4 protein-coding genes are annotated in these 2,489 nt (G+C 32.9%); 1 reads left to right on the top strand and 3 read right to left on the bottom strand.

What is annotated here, in order from left to right; genetic code table 11:
- Nucleotides 1-420, bottom strand: a 420-nt coding sequence (locus tag A33S_RS11775; RefSeq protein WP_156093038.1) for a helix-turn-helix domain containing protein, incomplete at its 3' end; no start/stop codon positions are given.
- A 214-nt stretch (nucleotides 421-634) separates the two neighbouring features.
- Here A33S_RS11775 and A33S_RS0107845 point away from each other — a divergent pair.
- Entirely contained in the window at nucleotides 635-1,240 is a 606-nt protein-coding gene (locus A33S_RS0107845) for a recombinase family protein (RefSeq protein ID WP_009385713.1), read from the top strand.
- A gap of 72 nt (nucleotides 1,241-1,312) precedes the next feature.
- Here A33S_RS0107845 and A33S_RS0107840 read toward each other — a convergent pair whose 3' ends face one another.
- Together A33S_RS0107840 and A33S_RS0107835 are read right to left on the bottom strand one after the other, a co-directional pair.
- Entirely contained in the window at nucleotides 1,313-1,696 is a 384-nt protein-coding gene (locus tag A33S_RS0107840) for a DUF2255 family protein (RefSeq protein WP_009385714.1), read from the bottom strand.
- A gap of 64 nt (nucleotides 1,697-1,760) precedes the next feature.
- On the bottom strand, nucleotides 1,761-2,489 hold a 729-nt coding region (locus A33S_RS0107835), incomplete at its 5' end, for an SDR family oxidoreductase (RefSeq protein WP_009385715.1).

The raw sequence follows: 2,489 nt of genomic DNA, 5'->3' as shown, positions 1-2,489 counted from the left end.
TTTTTTACTATTTAAATCAGAGTAGGATTTTAAATGATTAGATACTTTTTTTATACTTGTATAAACTTGCTTATAGCTAGGTGTAGGGTGATTCATTTGATTACACCAATCTACTGTTTTACGGTGTATTGATGCTATAGATATACCCTTGTTAATTAGATACTCGTTCTTAATATAATTGAGCGTATCTTCGTTTAGTTTAGCTTTGTCTAAATCCTTTCTTCTTCTGTTTATTAATCCTATTAAACCTTGATTGTTGTAGCTTTTCACCCAAGAATAAATTGTTCTTTGGGATATTTGCTTATTATTACTAATAACTTGAACTGACTGCTGTTTTTTTATATAAGGTTCAATAATTTTATATTTTCTCATAGCTTCTTGACGTTGATAATGCGTGTAGTCGGCCAAATTATTATCCACTTTACCACCTCCATCATTTGAAGTTTCAATCACAATGATTTTTATGTTCTCGCCTCCTTTTAAATCATCATATAATAAAAATGTAAAATTACAACTAAAGTTGTAACGTAATTATTTGTTCATTTAGGGTTCACTCTAATGATACAATAAAATATCCTTGTAAATCGTGTTTTTAAAATGTATGATTAGGGTGTATGAGAAAGGGTGGAAAAATTTGATAGTTGGTTATGCACGAGTTTCAACCATTGATCAGAACTTAGATAGACAAATTGAAAATTTAGAATCATTTGGTGCTGAAAAAATATTTACGGAAAAACAATCAGGAAAATCGATTGAAAATCGTCCAGTATTTCAAGAGGTATTAAATTTTGTTCGTATGGGGGACCGTTTAATTGTAGAATCTATTGATCGATTAGGGAGAAATTACGACGAAATTATTCAAACCGTTAACTATTTAAAAGAAAAAGAAGTCCAATTGATGATTACAAGTTTACCAATGATGAATGAAGTAATTGGTAATCCTTTACTAGATAAGTTTATGAAAGACTTAATCATTCAAATTCTAGCAATGATTTCAGAACAAGAAAGAAATGAAGGTAAACGTCGACAAGCACAAGGAATTAAAGTAGCCAAAGATAAAGGCGTATACAAAGGCAGGCCTGTACTTTATTCGCCAAATGCTAAAGATCCTCAGAAACGATTAGTGTATCACCGCGTTGTAGAAATGCTTGAACAAGGCGTTTCTATTAGTAAAATTGCTAAAGAAGTTAATATTACCAGACAAACCGTTTATAGAATTAAAAACAAGCAATTACCTTGATGCTCCATTATTTTCAAAGGTATTTACACATTATTAGCCCCCTCACTATCATTATAGAGAGAGGGCTAATATTTATTGATTAGGAAATATTTTTACTGTTGTACTAACAGCACCTTCTTTAACCATAGGTGGGTAGTATATACTATCACCATATTTATTTTTATATGCTTGGTTAATTGCTTCATCTAATTTGGTAGTTCTAGTAACAGGTTCAAATATAACATCATAAGTTTCACCTGCCAATTGGATTTGCCCTGCTTGTTGCGTTTTAGCAGATTGATACCATCTAGAGTTTTGACCATTATAAGCTCTAACGTAAAGCTCGCCATCAACGATAACATTCCAAATCCAAGTAGGAGTTCCTAGTGTTTTACTATCTGAGTAAAAAGGAGACACATACATATCATCTGCAGACTTAAATTTCTCTAACGTCTCTTTAGACCATCGATTTGTCATAAAAACATCTCCTCATATTTCGTTTTCTTTGTCTGACATTTTTGAATTTAAATGTTATAAAAAGTTACCAGGGTTGAGAAGTAGGGCCAACTGTAAATTCATTGACATTAACGTCTTCAGGTTGGTCAATCGCAAAAGCTACAATATTAGCGATACTATTAGGTGAGATTTGATATTGATCATACATTTGTTCTGTCCCTTTACTTGTAGCTTCATCCGTAATTCTATCTATTAATTCTGTTTCTATTGCTGCTGGATATATCGTAGCTGTACGTATATTGGTACCTTCCTGTGCCGATTCCATACGTAGAACTTCCATAAGGTCTCGTACAGCCCATTTTGTAGCACCATAAACTGCACCACCAGGATAAGCTTTTAAACCTGCAACAGAAGAAGTCGTAATCACGTGACCAGATTTCTGTGCTGTAAATTTGGGCAATGCTGCTTCAATACCATTTAGCACACCTTTAATGTTCACATCTACCATCTGATTCCATTCATCAGATTTAAGTTTTGATAATGGAGAATTAGGCATTAAACCAGCATTTAAGAAAATGACATCAATTCGCCCATATGTTGAAAGTGCATGTTCAATTAACTTATGATTATCTTCTGGTTTAGTTACATCAGTAACTAAATATGTTGCATCTCCATTATTAGATATAATAGACTCAGCTAATTGTTGTAGCTTGTTTTCTCTCCGTGCAGCTAACACAATTTTAGCGCCTTTTTGAGCTAAGAGTTTGGCTGTAGCTTCCCCTATGCCTGAAGATGCTCCTGTTATAACTATTAC

This window comes from Staphylococcus massiliensis CCUG 55927 (assembly GCF_000298075.1).
In the GTDB taxonomy this organism is placed as follows: domain Bacteria; phylum Bacillota; class Bacilli; order Staphylococcales; family Staphylococcaceae; genus Staphylococcus; species Staphylococcus massiliensis.
The sequence above is the reverse complement of the archived record's forward strand: the minus strand, read 5'-3'. Positions and strand labels throughout refer to the sequence as shown.

Coding starts and splice junctions, on each gene's coding strand:
- A33S_RS0107840 (WP_009385714.1), bottom strand. CDS start 1,696: ATGACAAATCGATGGTCTAAAGAGACGTTAGAGAAATTTAAGTCTGCA.